Source organism: Micromonospora sp. WMMD1128, from assembly GCF_027497235.1.
Taxonomy (GTDB): Bacteria; Actinomycetota; Actinomycetes; order Mycobacteriales; family Micromonosporaceae; genus Micromonospora.
In genome coordinates, this window is sequence record NZ_CP114902.1 from 1,742,775 (window position 1) to 1,761,629 (window position 18,855).

Sequence of the window (18,855 nt, forward strand, 5' to 3'; positions counted from 1 at the left end):
GGGTTGGGGGAAGACGCGGCAGGTTCCCGGCGGGGTGCCGCGTGCGGGGGAAGACTGTGGTGGGCGGGTCCGGCGGTCCGTGGGGACCTGCTCGGGTGGCCCGAGGGGATGGGTAACGACGGCCGGTGGCCGGTCATTCCCGACCGGGGCTGCCTCGGCGGGGGCCGGGCTCCACGCGGTCTGCCGGGTATAACGCCTGACCCCCGGCGGCGATTCCGCCGAGGCGGTGGCACCGACCACCCCCGAACCACCCGAAACCGGACATGCCTGACCCCGGCCCCACCCACGAAATCCACAATCCGCCCACACCCCCCACCCGTGGACAGATGCTCTCCTCCACAGGCCGAACCGGCGGGACGCCAACGTCCGCCCGGCTGCAGCTCCTCCGCCGCCTTGCTCTGCAGCCACCCGCGCGTCGGCGTCCGCGCGTGTCGGTGTCTGCGCCGGTCGGTGTCTGCGCCGGTCGGTGTCCGCGTCGATCGGTGTCCGCGCGGGTGTGTGGCTTCGCTCGCCGCCTTGCTCTGCAGCCATCCGCGCACCGCGCACGGAACGTCACCGAATTGGCCCCTTGCCCGCGCCGGCGGCCCTTGCGTCCGAGCAGGTCAACCGGCTGATGCGGATAGGGCTGCAGGTCAAAGGCGCCGAGCAGCGCCCTCTCACCCCGCCTCAGGCCGTTCACGCTCAGCTACCACTGCGGGCGAATCTTGGTACGGCACGGCCCCTCCGGGGCTTTCTGTGCCAGGATCTCCAGTTGTCCCGGGCGGTGGGAAAATGATGCCGGATAGCGGGACTTTCGCCTGACCGCACTCCAGTTCGCCGAAGTGGCGGCATCCCGGTGCGCCCGACCCCGCCACCTCGCCGAAGTGGAGTCGATCAAGGGCGCCGGATGCCGCCATCTGGGGGGGGGCGGAGTCGATCAAGGCTGGTCAGAGGGCGGTGAGCAGGTGGAACAGGGCGGCGCGTACGGCGGCGCGGGACTCCTCGCTGTGGTCCAGGGCGTCGAACCCGTGCCGCCCGTTCGGCACGTCGACCACGTGCAGCGGCAGGCCGCGCCGGCTGGCGGCAGCCGTGAACGCCGTGACCCCGGCGTCGACCTCGGGCCGCTCCCGCCCGACCCGGCTCAGCACGAGCGGCGGCAGGGTGGCCCCGCCCGTCGCGAGGACGTCGATCGGATGGAAGCGCGAGTCGACCGGGGGCCATTCGGGCAGCGGCGCCAGCAGGGGGTACGTCGCGGCGAGCCCGCGTAGCCAGCGGGGCGGATCGCGTAGCCAGTCGCCGATCAGCAGCCCGGCTCCGGAGAAGAACCAGAGGGCCACCCGTTCGGAGTCGACGCGCGGGTCGGCGCGGACGAGGTCGGCCGTGTCGGTGATCCGGGCGGCGACCGTGGTCAGGTCGTCGGGGCTCGCCACGGTGAGCCGGGGGATCGCGACGACCGCGCCGTTTTCGGCGAGCAGTGCGCCGTAGCCGCGGTAGAGCGGCCAGTCCCGGGCGTCGGGTGCGTCCGGTGGCCCGGGAACGCCGTGCACCACCACGATCGCGGTGTGGCCGCCACCGCCGCCGGCCGGCAGGTGCAGGTCGACGTCGCCGTGTCGCTCGACCGGCGCGGGCGGCGGGTCGAGCACAAACTGTGTCTCCCAGAAACTATTTGCCATGACGCCGATCATAGGGCAGCACGCTGCCCTATCAACCCTCCACTCAGGAGGACGAAGCCTTGGCGTGCCGCTCGCGTAGCCGGTCCCGGATCTCCTCCGGCGTGTAGGCCCGGCGCTGCCGTTCCGCCCGGGCCACCACCACGCCGGTCGCCGCCACACCGGCGAGACCGGCCAGGCCGAGCACCTTCCACCACCGCATCCGTTGCCGCATCGGCTTAGGGTAGTCCTCCATGAGCATCAGCCTGGACGAGGCCGTGGAGCTGACCCGCACCGGCGACCTGTGGGTGTTCCGCGGGCGCAGCGTGCCCGACCGCGCGATCCAGCTCACCACCAACAGCCCGGTCAACCACGTGGGCATGGCGGTGGTGCTGGACGACATGCCGCCGTTGATGTGGCACGCCGAGCTGGGCCGCTCCCTGACGGACATGTGGACCGGCACCCGCCAGCGTGGCGTCCAGCTGCACGACCTGCGGGACGCCGTCTGCGTCTGGGCCAACCGGTACGGCCAGCGCGGTTGGCTGCGCCAGCTCGAACCGCCCGCCGACGCCGCCATGGAGGAGGCGGTGCTGCGTACCGTGGCCCGTCTCGACGGCACACCGTTCCCGTCCACCGCGCAGCTCGCCTGGCGCTGGGCCCGGGGCCGGGTGCCGCACCCGCGCGGACGCGCGTTCGGGCCGGACGGCGGGAGAACGCCGGACGGCGGAAGGGTGTCGGACGGTGGAAGGGTGCCGGACGGTGACCGGCCGCAGCGCGGCGTGACGCCGGTGCGCGACCGGGCGCTGGAGACGGCGTACTGCGCGGAGGTGGTGGCGGTGACCTACGAGGCGATGGGGTTGCTGCCGGCTGGGCGACGGCCCAACTGGTACGACCCGGGCCGGTTCTGGAGCGGCGACGGCTTGGCGCTGACCGGCGGTGCGCGACTCGGCGCGGAGATCGAGGTGCGCATCCCGCCCCGGTGACCAGGTTTGCCTCGCTGACTGGCCGGTAAAGGTGATCGTCGTGACGGCTTCCACCGACCTCGACACGCTCACCGACTTCTTCGACCGCTACGGCGTGGCGTTGACCAGCGCAGACGTGCCGGCCATCGCCGCCTGCTACGCGCTGCCCGGGCTGGTCGTCGCGGACACGTACAGCTTCTCGTTCACCTCGCCGGCGGCGGTGGCGCTCAGCTTCGTCGGTGCCGCCCCCGACTACCAGGAGCGGGAGCTGGTCGCCGCGAACGCGCAGATCGAGGACGTGCAGCAGGTGTCGGCCCTGCTCACCGAGGTGGCGGTGCGGTGGGAGTTCCTGGACAGCCAGGGCGGCGCGGTGCCCGGAGAGCGTTACCGCTATCTGCTGCGGGCGACCGACGAGGGCCCGGCCATCTGCACCGTCATCCGTACCGCCTGACGGTGTTAAGAAGGGGCCCCTCCTCTACCGAAAGCGTTAAGAAGGGGCCCCGCCTTACATGCTCAGCGGTGGCTGGCGGCCCAGCGGTCGGGGTCGGGGGCCGAGTGGAGGCCGGGTTCGTGCAGGTTCTCCTCGTCGAGCTGGCCGATCCGGCGGTAGGTGTCCGGGCGGCTGGTCCGCAGCACCGCGCCCCAGATCAGGCCGAGCACCCCGGCGGCCACCGGGATCGCCGGCAGCAGCCACTTCAGATAGCTGGCGGTGTCCGGCGCGAGGAGCGCGTCGAAGTTGAACAGCAGCACCAGCAGCACGGCGGCGAGCAGGACCGTGCCGAGGCTCGGCGCGATGGCCCGCTGCCAGGCCGACTCCGGGCCGCCGCGACCCCGGAAGAAGCCGACGACTGCGGCCGAGGTGAGCGTCATCAGCAGGACGACGCCGACCGCGGCGGCGCCGGACAGCCAGGTGAACAGGTCGATGACCGGGTCGCGGCCGGTCATCGCGAACCCCAGGAACACGACCACGGCCAGGATGCTCTGCACCACCGAGCCGGCGATCGGGGCGCCGCTGCGGCTGGACGTCGCGCCGAGGACGCGGGGCAGCACGTTCTCCCGGCCGAGCGCGAACAGGTAGCGGGCCACGCCGTTGTGGAACGACAGCAGGGCGGCCAGCACGCTGGTGATGAACAGGACGTTCGCGATGTCCGCGACGACGGCGCCGGTGTACTGGTCGAGGGCGCCGAAGATCAGGCCCGGGCCCGCCTCGGCGCTTGCCTGCGGCGCGTTGTCCGGCCCGGTCAGCACGGTGAGCGCCCAGGCGGAGAAGGCGTAGAACAGGCCGGTGAACGCGACCGCGATGTAGGTGGCCCGGGCCACGGTGCGCCGCGGGTCCTTGACCTCCTCGCTGTAGATCGCGCCGCTCTCGAAGCCGGTGAACGAGGCGATGGTGAACGCGAGCACGGCCCCGAAACCGGCCCCGAACAGGTGACCGGGGCTGATCCCGGCGGTGGTGACGCTGCCGCCGTCCGGATGGGCGAACGCGACCAGGTCGAAGATCAGCACCGCGACGCACTCGAGGACGAGCAGCACCGCGAGCACGCTGGCGTTCAGGTCGATCCGCAGCACGCCGAGCAGGCCGATGAAGACCCAGGCCAGGAGCGCCCACACCCACCAGTCGAGGGTGAGCCCGGCCTTGGCCGTCATGAAGTCCGTCATGATCGCGCCGAACAGCCCGTAGAGACCGATCTGGATCGCGTTGTAGGCGGCCAACGCGACCGCCGAGCCGGCCACCCCGCCGGCTCGACCGAGGCCGTTGGCGATGTACGCGTAGAACGCGCCGGCGTTCGCGACGTACCGGCTCATCGCGGCGTAGCCGGTGGCGAACACGGCGAGGACGGCCGCGAGCAGCACGTAGCCCAGCGCGGCGCCGATGTTGCCGCTGACCGCGTACATGGTGGTGACACCGCCACCGAGGACGGTCAGCGGGGCCGACGCGGCGACGGTGAAGAAGACGAGGTGGGCGGTGCCGAGACGGCCACGGCGCAGCCCACCGTCGGAGAAGAACGGATCGGAGGACAAGGCTTCTCCAGGGGAGGGGAAGGGGTTTGAGGTGTCTATTTAGGAACAGCCTGAAGCAGGGTATTGGTGATCACGGATCGTGACAAGCCCACTTCGATATCGATTGGGATGCGCGTGAGAGAGCGGAATTGAGCTGTGCGTGGTCATGCCGTACCGTCCCGTGTCGACGATCACGGCCACCGTTCGAGGATGGACCATGACCTACCCCGGGGCACAAGCCACGTACCGGCTCGCCGATGCGCTGTTCCTCATCGGACATGACGAGTTCACCGGAAAGCCGCACGTCGCCGTCGACCGGTTGGAGTGCGGGCTGGCCGGCGCCGCGCTCGCCGAGCTGATGTTCGAGGGTCGGATCGCCCTCGACGGTGGCGGCATCGCCGCGGTCGACCCGCGGCTCTGGCAGGAACCGCTGACCGACCTGCTGATCACCGAGATCCTGCGCCGGGAGGGCGCGCATCCCGCCCGGCTGTGGATCCGCTACCTGCGGAGCCAGCTCAACATCAACGAGCGGGTCGGCACCCGGCTGGTCACCGCCGGCGTCCTCCGCCGGGAGCAGGGCAAGCTGATCGGCCGTCAGGTGCGGTGGCCGGCCATCGACCCGAACCAGGCGGCCTCGCCGCGGGTCCGGCTGACCGCCATGCTGATGCACTCGTCCCCGGCCGAGCTGGACCCGGGCACGCTGCTGCTGGCGAGTCTCGGCGAGGCGGTCGGGCTCGCCGCGCACATCTTCGACCCGCAGGTCGGCGGCCGGATGCGGGACTGTCGCCGGTTCCTGCCGGCGCAGCTCGACGGGTTGCTCGCCGCGGTGGTGGGCGCGCTCGACGTCAGCACCACGACCGTGCGCCGCTGACGCTCCGCCGCGCGCCCGACGGGAGCGGCGGGGCGCCGCCCCGGGCCGCGTCCCGCCCCGGCGGAAGCGGGGCGGGACGGGCGGGCCGTGCTCAGGCGGGTTCGCGCCACATCGGGTAGAGGCTGGGGCCGCCGGGCAGGTCGAGCGTGACGGGGCGGCGCCGGAAGCCGAGCCGCTCGTACAACGCGGCGTTGCGCGGCGTGCTGGCCTCCAGGTACGCGGCCGTTCCTGACTGATCCAGATCGGTCAACTTGTCGCGCAGCAGCGCCGAGCCGACGCCGCTGCCGTGGTGCTCGGGGCGCACCGCGATGAACGGTAGGTACCAGTGCGGCTCGCCGGGGTGGTTCGCGGCCATCAACTCGTCGAGCACCGCGAACCGCTTCATCGCCTCCGTGCCGATCGCGGACTCCAACTCGGCCAGTTCCTCGCCCTCGTCGCCGTCGTGATCGCCGTCGACCGGCAGCCAGAGCGTGGCGCCCAGCCCGTCGCCGGCCACATGCACTTCGCCGGTGCGCAGCGCCAGCGCGACGAACGGCCCGAAGAAGGCGGGGTGGACCCGCGCCCGGTGGTCGTCCGCCGGGAAGATCCAGCCGCTCACCGGGTCGCGCATGAACGCCTCGGCGAGGATGCCGGTCACGACGGCGTGGTCCGCTGTGGACGCTCGTCGGATGTTGCCCTGCCACTCAGTCATTGGCCACCCGTCCTGCCGCTGCACGAGCCATTGTGGTCATCGATCGGCGTGCAACTTATCAGGTGGCTCCGCCCTGCGGCAGGGCTGCGGATCGGACACTCGCCGCAGACCGGTCCTTCTGGCTAGGCTGGCGCAGTCCGCCAACGGGGGAGGGCAGTCGGGCGTTCCTCGCCCGCCGACAGGAGGAACATGTCCCGCACCCGTCGTGCCCCGTCGCCCGCGTCCGCCGTCACCTCGTCCCCCTGGATCCTCGTCGGCGCCGGGGTGGTCGTGATGGTGGTGCTGCTGGTGGTGGCGCTCGGCGCGGTGCGCGGGCGGCGGACGTTCCCGGCGCAGGGGCCGACGGATCCGGCCATGTCGTTGCCGGGTCTCCCGGTCGCGCCGGCGACCAGTCCCGCGGTGACCGGTGGGGCGCCGGGCGCGGCGTCGCGTCCGGTGGCGCCCGGGCTGTCGCCCCGGTCGACCGTGCTGCCCGCCCGGCCGACGCCGGCCGCGTCGACCGGCAGCCCCCGTGGTGACGTCCGACCGGCTCCGCCCGCGCCTCCGTCGCCTCCGCCGCCGGCCCCGCGGTCCGCGGTGACCGGCCGGTACGGCGTGGTGAACACGTTCGACGGCGGCTTCATCGGCGAGGTGCTGCTTGTCAACACCGGCCGGTCGGCGCACGGCTGGGCGGTGCGGCTGACGTTCCCGCGCGGCCGGCTGGTCACCGCCTGGGTGGAGGGTGCGGAGCAGGGCCCGTTCGGCTTCGACGGTCGGGTCTTCACCTATCGCAGCGGGGTCGACCTGGGTGCGGGCGCGTCGGTGCCGGTGCGGTTCCACTTCGAGCAGACCGGCACCACCCGTCCGGACGGCTGCACGGTCGACGGGGTGTCCTGCGCCGGTCTCTGAGTCGCCGAGCGCCGACAAATGCGCTTTCCGCAAGATGTCTGCCGTGTTGCGACGATGTTTGCAAGGCATTGCAGAATCTTTCCGCAAGGGCTAGCGTGCGGGCGAATCAGCGACCAGAGAAAGGCCGTCGATGAAACCGACGCCGATATCCCCCAAGGCGTTGCTCGCCCTGGTCTCCTCCCTCGTCCTCACCCTCGTCGGCGTTCCGGTGGCCCTCCACCAGGTGAACGCCGCCGGCGCCGACCGCGCCACCACCCCCGACGTCCTGGCGGCGGGCAACGCGCCCCAGTGGAACCGGGAGCCGTCCGCCGAGACGCTGCTCAAGGCCGGGACCCGCACCGCGAAGGCGGAACAGTTCTACTTCGTGCTGCCGGACCGCTTCGCCAACGGCGACAAGCGCAACGACACCGGCGGGCTGACCGGTGACCGGCTCAGCACCGGCCTGGACCCCGCCGACAAGGGCTTCTACCACGGCGGTGACCTCAAGGGCGTCATCGACAAGATGGACTACATCCAGGGCATGGGCACCACCGCCATCTGGCTGGCCCCGATCTTCGCCAACCGGCCCGTGCAGGGCACCGGGGCGGACGTCTCGGCCGGTTACCACGGCTACTGGATCACCGACTTCACCCAGGTCGACCCGCACTTCGGCAGCAACGCCGAGCTCAAGAAGCTGGTCGACCTCGCACACCGGCGCGGCATCAAGGTCTACCTCGACATCATCGTCAACCACACCGCCGACATCATCCGGTACGCGCAGGACAGGTACGGCTACGTCGACAAGAAGACCGCACCCTACAAGGACACGCGGGGGCGGGCCTTCGAGGACCGCAACTACGCCGACGGCACCCGGAAGTTCCCCGCCGTGAACGCGCAGTCGTTCCCGTACACCCCGACGTTCGCCAGCCCGGCCGACGCGAAGGTCAAGGTCCCGGCGTGGCTGAACGACCCGACCATGTACCACAACCGCGGCGACTCCACCTTCGCCGGGGAGAACAGCGAGTACGGCGACTTCTTCGGCCTCGACGACCTGTGGACCGAACGTCCCGAGGTGGTCCGGGGGATGACCGACATCTACGGCCAGTGGATCGGCAAGGCCGGCGTCGACGGTTTCCGCCTCGACACCGTCAAGCACGCCAACCTCGACTTCTGGCCGCAGTTCACCCGGGGCATCGACGCCTACGCGGCGAAGGCCGGCAAGAAGGACTTCTTCATGTTCGGCGAGGTCTACAGCGCCGACCAGGCGATCGAGTCGACGTACGTGCGGCAGGGCGGCCTGCCCGCCACGCTCGACTTCTCGTTCCAGGAGGCGGCGCGCGGCTACACCGCCGCCGACGGCTCGGCCCGGGCGCTCGCCGATGTGTACGCCAAGGACGACCTGTACGCGGCCCGGGACACGAACGCGAACCGACTCACCACGTTCCTCGGCAACCACGACATGGGCCGGATCGGCTCGTTCATCGCCGCGAACGGCGGTGACGACGCCGCCCAGCTACGCCGTGACCAGCTCGCCCACCAGCTGATGTTCCTCACCCGCGGCCAGCCGGTGGTCTACTCCGGCGACGAGCAGGGCTTCACCGGCCCCGGCGGGGACAAGGACGCCCGCCAGGACATGTTCGCCTCGCGGACCGCGGACTACCTCGACGACGACCTGATCGGCACCACCCGCACCCACGCCGTCGACCAGTACGACACCCGGCACCCGCTCTACCGGACCATCGCCGAGCTGGGCCGGCTCCGCGCGGCCCACCCGGCGCTGCGCGACGGCGTCCAGGTCACCCGGTACGCCGCCGAGGGCCCGGGCGTGTTCGCGTTCTCCCGCGTCCTGCCCACCGAACGGGTGGAACACGTCGCCGCCGTGAACAACGCGCCGACCCCGCAGACTGTCACCGTGGACACCTGGTCGGCCGGCACCCGCTTCACCGGCATCTACGGCGACGCCGCGACCGCGACGGCCGGCGCCGACGGCAGGCTGAGCGTCACCGTGCCGGCCATGTCGGCGGTGGTGCTCAAGGCCGAGCGGGCGATCCCGCGGCCCGGCACCGCCCCGACCGTCACGCTCACCGGGCCGGGCGCCGACCCGGTCGCCACCACCGCCGCGATCACCGCCCAGGTCACCGGCGACCCGCTCGCCACCGTCACGTTCGCCGCGCGCGTCCCCGGCGGGAAGTGGACGCTGCTGGGCAGCGCGCACCGGGCCCCGTACACCGTCCACCACGACCTGACCGGCCTGGCCGGCGGCGCCGAGGTCGAATACAAGGCGGTGGTCCGCGACGGCCGGGGCCGCACCGCCACCGCCCGCACCACCGGCACGGTCGGCACCCCGGCGCAGGGCGCGTCGCGGGACTGGGCGATCGTGCACTACCAGCGCCCGGCCGGCGGGTACGCCGACTGGGGGCTCTACGCCTGGGGCGACATCGACCCGGCGTACGCCACCGAATGGCCCAAGGGGCAGCCGTTCGCCGGTGAGGACGCGTACGGCCGGTTCGCCTGGGTGAAGCTCAAGCCCGGCGCGACGTCCGTCGGCTTCCTGGTGGTCGACAAGGACGGCACCAAGGACGTGGCGAACGACCGCACCATCGACGTGACGCAGACCGGCGAGGTCTGGGTCAAGCAGGGCGACCCGGCGCTCTACCCGACGCGCGAGGCGGCCACCGGCGAGCCCGACCCACCCGTCGACGAGGGCACCGCGGTCATCCACTGGCGCAAGGCCGACGGCGACTACGACGGCTGGGGCCTGCACCTGTGGGACGGCGCGGCCACCCCGACCGACTGGGCCGCCCCACTCAAGCCGGAGAAGATCGACGCGTACGGCGCGGTGTTCCGGGTGCCGCTCGCGGCCGGCGCGACCGGGCTGAGCTACATCATTCACTCCGGCGACGAGAAGGACCAGCCGGACGACCAGCGGCTCGACCTCGCCGCCGGGCACGAGGTGTGGCTGCTCGCCGGCGTCCCGGGCCGGCTGCTGCCGGCCACCAGCTCCGGCGCCGCCACGGACGTCGACCTCACCAAGCAGAAGGCGCAGTGGATCGACAGGGCCACCGTCGCCTGGGCCACCGGAGAGACCGACGGCAGGAAGTACGCGCTCCTCGCCGCCCCGGCCGGCGGGATCGGCCTCACCGACGGGGAGCTGACCGGCACGTACACCACGCTGCCGCTGCGGGCGCGGCGCAACGGGCTGACCGAGGCGCAACGGCAGGCGTACCCCCAGCTCTGGTCCTATCACGCCTTCTCGCTGGACCGCGCCGACCTGGCCAAGGTGCCGGCGGCGCTGCGCGGGCAGCTCGTGGTGACCGAACGGGACGCGGGTGGCGCGCTGCTGCGCGCCACCGGGGTGCAGATCCCGGGCGTGCTCGACGACGTCTACCCGGCGGCCACCTCGGCGAAGCTCGGCCCGACGTTCGCCGGCCGGGTGCCCACGCTCGCCGTGTGGGCGCCGACCGCGCGGACGGTGTCGCTGCAACTGTTCGACTCGCCCACCGCCCAGCCCCGCACGGTGGCGATGCGGCGCGACGACCGCACCGGTGTCTGGTCGGTGCGCGGCAGCCGGGCGTGGACCGGCCGCTACTACCGCTACCAGGTGCAGGCGTGGCAGCCGGCGGCGCAGAAGGTGGTCACCGCGTCGGTGACCGACCCCTACTCGGTGGCGCTCGCGCCGAACTCGACGCACAGCCAGATCGTCGACCTGACCGACCCGGCGCTCGCGCCGGCCGGCTGGGCGAAGCTCCGCAAACCGGCCGCGGCGCCGGCGGCGAGGGCACAGATCTCCGAGCTTTCGGTACGCGACTTCTCCATCGCCGACCGCACGGTGCCGGCCGAGCGGCGGGGCACCTACCTCGCGTTCACCGACCCGGACACCGCTGGGATGAGGCACCTGCGGGCGCTCGGCGACGCCGGGGTCAACTATCTGCACCTGCTGCCGGCGTTCGACTTCGCCACCATCCCGGAGCGGCGGGCCGACCAGGCCCAACCGGCCTGCGACCTGGCGAAGCTGCCGCCGGACTCCGACCAGCAGCAGAAGTGCGTCGCGGCGGTCGCCGACACCGACGGCTACAACTGGGGGTACGACCCGCTGCACTACACCGTGCCGGAGGGCGGCTACGCGGTCGACCCGAACGGCGCGAAGCGCACCACCGAGTTCCGGCAGATGGTCGCCGGCATCAACCAGGCCGGCCTGCGGGTGGTCATGGACGTCGTCTACAACCACACCTCGGCCGCCGGCACCGACCCGAAGTCCGTGCTCGACCAGGTGGTGCCCGGCTACTACCACCGGCTGCTCGACGACGGCAGCGTCGCCAACTCGACCTGCTGCGCCAACACCGCCCCGGAACACGCCATGATGGGCAAGCTCGTGGTGGACTCGCTCGTCACCTGGGCCACCGCGTACAAGGTGGACGGCTTCCGGTTCGACCTGATGGGTCACCACCCGAAGGCGAACATCCTGGCCGTACGGGCCGCGCTCGACAAACTCACGCTCGCCCGCGACGGCGTGGACGGCAAAAAGATCATGCTGTACGGCGAGGGCTGGAACTTCGGCGAGGTCGCCGACGACGCCCGGTTCACCCAGGCCACCCAGGCCAACATGGCCGGCACCGGGATCGGCACGTTCAACGACCGGCTCCGCGACGCGGTGCGCGGCGGTGGACCGTTCGACGCCAACCCGCGGGTGCAGGGCTTCGCCTCCGGCCTCTTCACCGACCCGAACGGCGACGAGGTCAACGGCTCGGCGGCCGAGCAGAAGGCCCGGCTGCTGCACGCCCACGACCTGATCAAGGTGGGGCTCACCGGCAACCTGCGCGACTACCTGTTCACCGACACCTCCGGCAGGCGGGTCACCGGCGGCCAGGTCGACTACAACGGCGCACCGGCCGGCTACACCGCCGCGCCGGGCGAGGCGATCACGTACGTCGACGCGCACGACAACGAGATCCTGTACGACGCGCTGGCGTACAAGCTGCCGCCGGGCACCTCGGCGCAGGATCGGGCCCGGATGCAGGTGCTCGCGCTGGCGACCACCGCGCTCGGGCAGGGCGCCGGCTTCGTGACCGCCGGCTCGGAGCGGCTGCGCTCGAAGTCGCTCGATCGCAACTCGTTCAACTCCGGTGACTGGTTCAACCAGATCCGCTGGGACTGCGCCCAGGGCAACGGGTTCGGCGCCGGCCTGCCACCGGAGCCGGACAACAAGGACAAGTGGCCGTACGCGAAGCCGCTGCTCGCCGACCCGAAGCTGGTGCCGGACTGCGCGGCGATCGATCTGGCCGACGCCCGGTACGCGGAACTGCTGCGGATCCGCCGGTCCTCGCCGGTGTTCGGGCTGCCCACCGCGCGGGAGGTGCAGAAGCGGGTCGCGTTCCCGCTGTCCGGGGAGAAGGAGACCCCGGGCGTACTCACCATGAGCCTGGACGCCCGCGGGCTGGACGGGACGTGGAAGTCGGTGACCGTCGTCTTCAACGCCACCCCGGAGACGGCGACGCAGACGGTCACCGGCCTGCGCGGGGCGAACGTGGCGCTGCACCCGGTGCTGCGCGACTCGGCCGACCCGGCGCTGCGGACGGCCTCGTTCGACCGGGCCGGCGGCACGTTCACGGTGCCGGCGCGCAGCGTGGCGGTCTTCGTCCAGAGCTGACCCCGCGACGACACCGGCCCCCTGCCACTTCCGTGGCAGAGGGCCGGTGCGTACCCCGGGTCGTCGGTTCAGTTGAAGCAGTCCTCGACGGTGTTGGCGCAGTTGGTGGGGTCGTTGTTGCTGATGAGGGATTCGTCGTCGAGCTTGACGTGTCCTTCGTGGTTGAGGACGCCGCCGGCGACGCGGTGGAGCTTGGCGGTGTCGGTGGCGGTGTTTTCGGTGACGTGGGTCTTGGTGAGGGTGATCTTTGCTTTGTTGTTGAAGATGCCGCCGCCGTTGAGGGCGGTGTTGCCCTTGATGACGGTGTTGCGCAGGGTGAGGGCGGCGTTGTCGTCCTCGTCCTGCGGTGTGGTGAGGAAGCCGTCTTCGATCTTGATGAGCCACTGGCCGTTGTAGATGCCGCCGCCGAAGCGGTTGGCGGTGTTGTCCACGATGACGCTGTCCGCGATGGTGGCGCTGCCCTCGTCCTTGGTGCTCGGGTAGCCCCAGTGCTTGCCGCCGGTGGTGACCACGCCACCGCCGTCGCCGTCGGCGTGGTTCTTGGCGATGACGGCGTGGTCGACGTCGAGGTCGGTGTTCTCCGCGTAGATGCCGCCGCCGTTCTCGCAGGCGGTGTTGCCGGTGATCGCGGTGAAGGAGACGGTGACGTACCCGCCGCTGCTGAACAGTCCGCCACCGTTCTTGCCGGCGTGGTTGTTCGACAGCGAGGACTTCTCGCCGTCCTTGCCGCCGTCCTTGCCGTGGTCGGAACCGATGATCTCGACCGTGCCGGCCTCGTCGTGCTTGCCCGACGGGACGTAGCTCTTCAGCTCCGAGGCGTCGGCGCCGTGCTTGCCGGAGAGGCCGCTGCCGTTGGCGATGCCGCCGCCGTTGCCGCCCGCGGTGTTGTCGTCGACCTTGGTCTCCTCGACCTTGAGGATGCCGCGGTTGAAGACGCCGCCGCCGTCGCCCTGGGCGTGGTTGTTGACGACCTTGCTGTCCTCCAGCCAGACGCGGCCGAAGTTCGCCACCGCGCCGCCGTTGTGCTCGGCGTTGTTGTCGGCGAGCTTGACGTTCGACAGGTGGGCGCTGCCGCCGCGCTCGACCAGCAGCGCGCCGCCGTCACCGTCGCCCTCCCGGTCCTCGCCGGCCGCCGTCGTGGCGGTCGTCGTGGCCGCGGTCGTCGTGGCCGCCTTCGCCGTGGTGGCCTGGGCCGCCGTGGCCTGGGCGGTGGCCTGGGCCGTGGTGGCCTGGGCCGCCGTGGCCTGGGCGGTGGTGGCGGTCGCCGTTACCGGAGCGGCCTTCACTGCTGCCGGAGCGGCGGGTGCGACAAGCGCGGGCGCGGTGGCGGACTGGGCCGCGGTGGTGGCCGCCGCCCCCGCGACCGCCGGCTGGGCCGGGGCGGCGGCGGGGGCCGGCAGGGCAGCCGTGCCGTTCGCCGCGGCGGGCGCCACCATCTCGGCCTCAACCGGGTACTTGAATTCGGAGGCGTTGCCGCCGGAGATGGTGAGGTCCTTGAGGGTGAGGGCGCCGCCGTCGACGACGCGGAAGATCCGGAAGGAGTCTTCGGCGTCGCGGGTGATGGTGGAGCCGTTGCCCTTGATGGTGACGTCCTGCTTGATCTCGGGCAGGGCGCCGCCGATCTTGCGGTCCTTGACGTCGAGTTCGTAGGTGCACTTCTCGGCCAGCTTCAGCGTGCCGCCGTGGTCGCGGTTGGCCAGTTCGATCGCGTCGACCAGGGCGTCGTCGTCGCAGGGCACCTCGCGGGCCTTGCCGTGGTCGCCCTCGGGGCCCCACTCGCCGTGGCCCTGGCCCCACTCGCCCTGGTCCCGGCCCTCCTTGCCGTCCTTGCCGTGCTCGTCCTCGCCGTACTCGCCCTTGCCGTGCTCGTCCCCGGCCGCCTCGTCGCCGTGCTCGCCGTCGTTGAGCTGCTGCGCGGTCGACCACTTCACGTCGGCGAGCCGGTGCGGACCGGTCGCCCCGGTGGTCGCGTACGCCACGCCGGCGAGGCTGACCGCTCCGGTCAGTCCCACAACGCCCGTGGCGAGCCAGAGCCGGCGGCGCCGGAAGGGGGAGATGGTCTCGCGGGTGGTGGCGTCATCGTTGTTGCGAAGGTAGTTGGACATCGGAGCTCTCTGCCCTCTCCTTGTACCTGACAAGGTCGCTTCGCCACAGCGAGGCGGCCTTCGCTACAAATCGGTTGTAGCTGCTGAGAACGAACTTATGAGAACGTTCTTCGCCTCGTGGTCGTATACGAAAAAAACCCGCATAAGGGTGCGGGTGGGTCGGGCTGGCGCAGCGGGGGCGGGATGCCCCGGCCGGGGACACCGCGCCCCGAAGTGGGAGCCCTCCTCCCGCCCGGGGTCGGCGGGAGGAGGCTCGCCGGGGTCGTCGGTTCAGTTGAAGCAGTCCTCGACGGTGTTGGCGCAGTTGGTGGGGTCGTTGTTGCTGATGAGGGATTCGTCGTCGAGCTTGACGTGTCCTTCGTGGTTGAGGACGCCGCCGGCGACGCGGTGGAGCTTGGCGGTGTCGGTGGCGGTGTTTTCGGTGACGTGGGTCTTGGTGAGGGTGATCTTTGCTTTGTTGTTGAAGATGCCGCCGCCGTTGAGGGCGGTGTTGCCCTTGATGACGGTGTTGCGCAGGGTGAGGGCGGCGTTGTCGTCCTCGTCCTGCGGTGTGGTGAGGAAGCCGTCTTCGATCTTGATGAGCCACTGGCCGTTGTAGATGCCGCCGCCGAAGCGGTTGGCGGTGTTGTCCACGATGACGCTGTCGGCGACGATGGCGAAGCCCTCGCCGGTGTCCACGCCGCCGCCGTCACGGCCGGCATGATTGCCGGCGACGATGACCTTTCCGACGTCGAGGTCGGTGTTCTCCGCGTAGATGCCGCCGCCGTTCTCGCAGGCGGTGTTGCCGGTGATCGCGGTGAAGGAGACGGTGACGTACCCGCCGCCGCTGAACAGTCCGCCACCGTTCCTGCCGGCGTGGTTGCGGCTGAGGGTGCTCGGCGAGGTGTCCTTGCCGTCCCACGCCCCGGTGATCTCCACGGTGCCGGCGACGTGGCCGACCCCGGTGCGGCGTCCACCGCCGCCGTTGGCGATGCCGCCGCCGTTGCCGCCCGCGGTGTTGTCGTCGACCTTGGTCTCCTCGACCTTGAGGACGCCGCGGTTGAAGACGCCGCCGCCGTCGCCCCGGGCGTGGTTGTTGACGACCTTGCTGTCCTCCAGCCAGACGCGGCCGAAGTTCGCCACCGCGCCGCCGTCGCCCCCGGCGTTGTTGCCGGTGAGCGTCACCTGCGCGAGGCGGGCCTTGCCACCGCGCTCGACCAGCAGCGCGCCGCCGTCACCCTCGCCCCGTTTCTCGCCACCGCCAGCCGGGGCCGACCGCACCGCCGCGGGCGGACGTGCGACGGGCCCGGCCTGGCGGCGGAGGCCGACGGATCCCTCCGGGTACGCGAATTCGGAGGCGTTGCCGCCGGAGATGGTGAGGTCCTTGAGGGTGAGGGCGCCGCCGTCGACGACGCGGAAGATCCGGAAGGAGTCTTCGGCGTCGCGTGTGATGGTGGAGCCGTTGCCCTTGATGGTGACGTCCTGCTTGATCTCGGGCAGGGCGCCGCCGATCTTGCGGTCCTTGACGTCGAGTTCGTAGGTGCACTTCTCGGCCAGCTTCAGCGTGCCGCCGTGGTCGCGGTTGGCCAGTTCGATCGCGTCGACCAGGGCGTCGTCGTCGCAGGGCACCTCGCGGGTCCCGTCGTGCTCCTCCGCGCCGCCCCGCGCCCCCCACTCCGGGCCTTCCCGACCGTCGGCGTCCTTACCGTCCGGTCCTCCCTGGCCGTGCACGCCCTCCCAGCCCGGGCCGGCGTCGAAGAGGTCCTCGGCCTTCGGGTCGTGGTCGGCGTGGTCCCCGGCCTTCGGGTCGTGGCCGGTGCCACTCTCGGCCTTCGGGTCGTGGCCGACGCTGTCCTCGGGGGAGGCGTCGTCGGCGTTCTGGGGCGCGGTCGCGCGGTTGTCCGCCACCCGCTCCGGGTCGCCGGCCCTGTCGTTGCGGGCGGCGAGCCCGCCCAGCGCCGCCAGGCCGACGACGCCGGTCAGCCCGGCCACGCCGGTGGCGACCCAGAGCCCTCGCCGCCTGCTCGCCCGCGGCGGTGCCATCGGTGTTCCGTGGTCGGGTGTCGTCTCGTCGTCGGACATGCGCGCGTTCCGCCCTTCGATCCGTCTCAAACGGTCATACGGCCACGGGCCGCACGAGAAGCCGCAAAGCTACGCAGCCTCCGAGGTGCACCGTAAGAGAGCGAGTTTCGCAAGGGAGGTTTATCCGAAGAAACCCCACATAAGGTCCGCCAAGGGCAATGCCAGACGACCGTACCGCAAACCCACCCCGGCCCCCATAACCGCACCGGACGACACGCCGGACGCCAGTTCGGTGATGTGGCGGTATCCGACCACCGGCGATGCCCCCACTTCACCGAACTGGTGTTGATCATGGCCAAACGATCACCGCCCGCGCTTCCTCGCACGAGACCCGGCCGGAGAGCAGGCCACCGTGCGGCCGGTTGCCCGTTTTCACGCCTGCGCGGCGTCCCGACGAGACCAGGTGACTTGGAAGCAAACGGCCCTCATAGGGGCCCTTTGCTTCCAAGATCTCTGTGCGGGCTGTGGGGGGGGCGGGGTGGGTCAGCCGGGGAGGCGGGGGCCGGCCTCGCGCTGCTCGGCCAGCCAGGTCTCCACCTCGTCCGAGCGGCGCGGCAGCCCGGCCGAGAGGTTCACCGGGCCGTCGGCGGTGACCAGGATGTCGTCCTCGATCCGGACACCGATGCCCCGCAACTCCTCGGGGACCAGCTCGTCCTCCGGCTGGAAGTAGAGCCCGGGCTCGACGGTCAGCACGTAACCCTCACCCAGCGAGCCCTCGCGGTACATCTCCTTGCGCGCGTTCGCGCAGTCGTGCACGTCGATGCCGAGCATGTGGCTGGTGCCGTGCAGCGTCCAGCGGCGGTAGACCGTGGAGGCCGGATCCATCGCCTCGTCCACGCTCACCGGCAGCAGCCCGAGGTCCTTGAGCGCCTCGGCGAGCACCCGCATCGAGGCCAGGTGGACGTCGCGGAACCCCACCCCGGGCTTGCACATGTCGATGCCGGCCTGCTGGGCGGCGTGGACCGCGTCGTAGACCTGACGCTGGAGCGGGGTGAACCGGCCGTCTACCGGCAGCACCCGGGTGACGTCGGCGGTGTAGAGGTTGCGGTTCTCCACACCCATGTCCATGAGCAGCAGGTCACCCGGACGGGTGGTGCCGTGGTTGTGCACCCAGTGCAGGACCGTCGCGTGCTCGCCGGCCCCGACGATCGAGCCGTAGCCGACGTCGTTGCCGTCGTGCCGGGCCCGCAGCGCGAACAGCCCCTCCAACAGCCGCTCCGAGATCGCCCGGTCGGCCGGCAGCGCCCGCGCCACGTCCTCGAAGCCGCGCACCGTGGCGTCGCAGGCCTCCTGGAGCTGCGCGATCTCCCACTCGTCCTTGACCAGCTTCAGCTCGGAGATCGCGATGGCCAGCTCCCGGTCACGGGTCGGCTGGTCCTCCGCCCGCGGCCCGTCGTAGCGGCGCACCGCGGCGTCCACCCGGGCGTCGAAGCCGCGCAGCACCCGGGTCCGTGCCGGGGCCAGCCCCGCCAGCGCCGCGTCCAGCTCGCTCAGGTCGGCCGTCGGCAGGCCCAGCTCGGTCGACTTCTCGCGCAGCGTCGGCCGGCGGCCCACCCACAGCTCGCCGTGGCGGCTGCGGAAGAACTCGTCGGTGGCGCGGGACGACCGGGGCCGCATGAAGAGCGTGGCCTCGCCGCCCGGCCGCAGCACGAGGACGCTGTCGGGCTCCAAGTCGCCGGTCAGGTACGCGAAGTCGCTGCCCGGCCGGAACCGGTGCTCGGTGTCGTTGGCGCGTACCTTCTCGTTGCCGGTGGGGATGACGAGCGTCTCGTCCGGGAACGCCTCGGCCAGCGCGGCCCGCCGCTTGGCGTGGTTGGGCACCTCGGGGCGGAGGGCGGTCGACAGCTCGGTGTCCCGCCAGCCCTGCCGCATGAACGCCAGGAACGCCTCCGGGAAGTCGGGGTCGTGCGACTCCGTGCCGTCCGCCGGCTTGCCCTGCCGCGCCTGATCCTCGGCCATGATCCCGCCCCTCCCTGAGCCTCGTCGCTGGTCCCGACGGTACCGCGCGCACGACAGCGGGGA

Annotated in this window: 12 protein-coding genes; 5 read left to right on the top strand and 7 right to left on the bottom strand. The window is 71.8% G+C overall.

Annotation, left to right across the window (positions count from 1 at the left end; genetic code table 11):
- Positions 1-926: 926 nt before the first annotated feature.
- Positions 927-1,652 carry a hypothetical protein gene (locus tag O7602_RS08380; RefSeq protein ID WP_281587642.1) on the bottom strand — a complete coding sequence of 242 codons (726 nt, stop codon included), beginning with the start codon at positions 1,650-1,652 and terminating at the stop codon, positions 927-929.
- Between the two features lie 43 nt (positions 1,653-1,695).
- Positions 1,696-1,884 carry a hypothetical protein gene (locus O7602_RS08385; RefSeq protein ID WP_146180017.1) on the bottom strand — a complete coding sequence of 63 codons (189 nt, stop codon included), beginning with the start codon at positions 1,882-1,884 and terminating at the stop codon, positions 1,696-1,698.
- On the opposite strand from O7602_RS08385, the gene O7602_RS08390 reads away from it, so the two are divergent.
- Both O7602_RS08390 and O7602_RS08395 read left to right on the top strand, forming a co-directional pair.
- Positions 1,883-2,611, top strand: a complete 729-nt coding sequence (locus O7602_RS08390) for a hypothetical protein (protein WP_281587643.1) — start codon at positions 1,883-1,885, stop codon at positions 2,609-2,611. The two genes, O7602_RS08385 and O7602_RS08390, sit on opposite strands and share 2 nt — an antisense overlap.
- A 40-nt stretch (positions 2,612-2,651) precedes the next feature.
- Positions 2,652-3,041: a hypothetical protein gene (locus O7602_RS08395; RefSeq protein ID WP_281587644.1), complete on the top strand. Its 390-nt coding sequence runs from the start codon at positions 2,652-2,654 to the stop codon at positions 3,039-3,041.
- Between the two features lie 62 nt (positions 3,042-3,103).
- On the opposite strand, the gene O7602_RS08400 is transcribed toward O7602_RS08395, so the two are convergent.
- On the bottom strand, positions 3,104-4,612 hold the full coding sequence (locus O7602_RS08400; protein ID WP_281587645.1) for an APC family permease: 1,509 nt from the start codon (positions 4,610-4,612) through the stop codon (positions 3,104-3,106).
- 196 nt (positions 4,613-4,808) lie between these two features.
- Between O7602_RS08400 and O7602_RS08405 the strand changes: the two genes are divergently transcribed.
- A complete protein-coding gene (locus tag O7602_RS08405) occupies positions 4,809-5,462 on the top strand; it encodes a GPP34 family phosphoprotein (protein ID WP_281587646.1) in 654 nt (217 codons plus the stop codon).
- Between the two features lie 91 nt (positions 5,463-5,553).
- Here O7602_RS08405 and O7602_RS08410 read toward each other — a convergent pair whose 3' ends face one another.
- Positions 5,554-6,153, bottom strand: coding sequence for a GNAT family N-acetyltransferase (locus O7602_RS08410; RefSeq protein ID WP_281587647.1), 600 nt, complete (start codon positions 6,151-6,153; stop codon positions 5,554-5,556).
- 189 nt (positions 6,154-6,342) lie between these two features.
- On the opposite strand from O7602_RS08410, the gene O7602_RS08415 reads away from it, so the two are divergent.
- Positions 6,343-7,041, top strand: coding sequence for a cellulose binding domain-containing protein (locus O7602_RS08415; RefSeq protein ID WP_281587648.1), 699 nt, complete (start codon positions 6,343-6,345; stop codon positions 7,039-7,041).
- A gap of 130 nt (positions 7,042-7,171) precedes the next feature.
- Positions 7,172-12,667: a pullulanase-type alpha-1,6-glucosidase gene (gene pulA, locus O7602_RS08420; RefSeq protein WP_281587649.1), complete on the top strand. Its 5,496-nt coding sequence runs from the start codon at positions 7,172-7,174 to the stop codon at positions 12,665-12,667.
- 68 nt (positions 12,668-12,735) lie between these two features.
- On the opposite strand, the gene O7602_RS08425 is transcribed toward pulA, so the two are convergent.
- From O7602_RS08425 to O7602_RS08435, 3 genes are all read right to left on the bottom strand, one after another.
- Positions 12,736-14,772 (bottom strand): hypothetical protein, encoded by a 2,037-nt coding sequence (locus O7602_RS08425; protein ID WP_281587650.1) that lies wholly within the window; start codon positions 14,770-14,772, stop codon positions 12,736-12,738.
- Positions 14,773-15,042: 270 nt separating this feature from the next.
- On the bottom strand, positions 15,043-16,794 hold the full coding sequence (locus O7602_RS08430; protein WP_281587652.1) for a hypothetical protein: 1,752 nt from the start codon (positions 16,792-16,794) through the stop codon (positions 15,043-15,045).
- 522 nt (positions 16,795-17,316) lie between these two features.
- On the bottom strand, positions 17,317-18,792 hold the full coding sequence (locus O7602_RS08435; protein WP_281587654.1) for an aminopeptidase P family protein: 1,476 nt from the start codon (positions 18,790-18,792) through the stop codon (positions 17,317-17,319).
- Positions 18,793-18,855: the final 63 nt, after the last annotated feature.